The 1,358-nt window shown below is 40.1% G+C and carries 1 protein-coding gene; it reads right to left on the bottom strand.

Annotated elements, in window-relative coordinates; translation table 11 throughout:
- Nucleotides 1-55 precede the first annotated feature (55 nt).
- Entirely contained in the window at nt 56-1,252 is a 1,197-nt protein-coding gene (locus H344_RS0116795; protein ID WP_026811328.1) for an IS256 family transposase, read from the bottom strand.
- Nucleotides 1,253-1,358: the final 106 nt, after the last annotated feature.

Raw genomic sequence — 1,358 nt, 5'->3', positions numbered from 1 at the left:
TTGACACTATCCCGCAATTTGTGTAAGTAGAAAATAGAGGGTGCTTAAGCATAACTTAGAGTTTGACTCTTTCTTCATATAAAGTCAGGAATTGATTGAGGATAATTCCCCAGTTCCTGATGGGCATCGACCATTTTTTTGTTGCTTCCCTCACAGCCAAATATACAGATTTCATTACAGCCTCATCGGTAGGGAACGATAATTTATTTTTGGTGTACTTCCTGATCTTGCCATTTAAATTTTCAATCAGGTTGGTGGTATAGATTATCTTTCTGATTTCCAGCGGAAATTCATAGAAGACAGTTAGGTCTTCCCAATTGTCTCTCCAGCTTTTTACGGCATAAGAGTACTTGGAGTTCCATTTAGCGGAAAAATCTTCCAAAGCAGCCTCTGCAGCTTGCTTGTTGGGAGCATCGTAGATAGATTTCATATCCTTGGTGAACTCTTTTTTATCCTTCCATACCACATACCTACAAGCATTTCGGATCTGGTGAACCACGCAGATCTGAGTACTGGATTCAGGAAAAACAGTTCTAATGGTGTCGGTAAAGCCATTGAGATTATCGGTGGCTGTGATAAGTATATCCTCAACCCCACGGGCTTTCATGTCAGTCAGTACACTCATCCAGAAAGCTGCGGATTCATTCTTCCCAAGCCACAGCCCCAACACTTCTTTCTTTCCGTCGCGTCTAAGTCCTACGGCGATATAGATGGTCTTGTTGACCACCTTAGAGTTCTCTCGAACTTTGAAGACGATGCCATCCATCCAGACAATTAGATAAACAGGCTCCAATGGTCTATTCTGCCATGCCACAATATCATTGGTGATGCGATCTGTGATTCTTGAGATCGTCGTGGAGGAGACATTAAAGTTATAAATCTCAGAGAGTTGCTCTTCAATATCGCTGTTACTCATTCCTTTAGCGTACAAAGAGACAATGACATTTTCTATGCCATCTACCATGTTCCGCCGCTTTTGGACAATCATTGGGTTAAAAGAACCATTACGATCTCTTGGAACTTTAATGGTATCCTCGCCGAAGGAACTCTTGATCTTCTTTTCTGAATAGCCGTTTCTGGTATTACCGGAAACAGATTTGTGATGTTTTTGATAATCCAGGTGACCATCAAGTTCCCCTTCGAGCATTTTCTCAAGTCCTCTTTTCTGAATTTGTTTTAGAAAATTGCTGAGTTCTTCTCCTGATTTAAACTGTTTCAGAAACTCATCATCAAATAGATCTTCTTTTTTCATTTGTTGTGTAAGATTAGTACCTGGATTTTTATCGCAGGCAAGTTTATAAAATAAAGCGTTTAGTTTACCCTCTATTTTCTACTTACACAGTTTATGGTCTAGTCCC

This window comes from Arenibacter latericius DSM 15913 (assembly GCF_000424985.1).
Classification (GTDB): domain Bacteria; phylum Bacteroidota; class Bacteroidia; order Flavobacteriales; family Flavobacteriaceae; genus Arenibacter; species Arenibacter latericius.
Note: the sequence above shows the minus strand (reverse complement) of the source record. Positions and strands in the feature narration are given on the sequence as shown.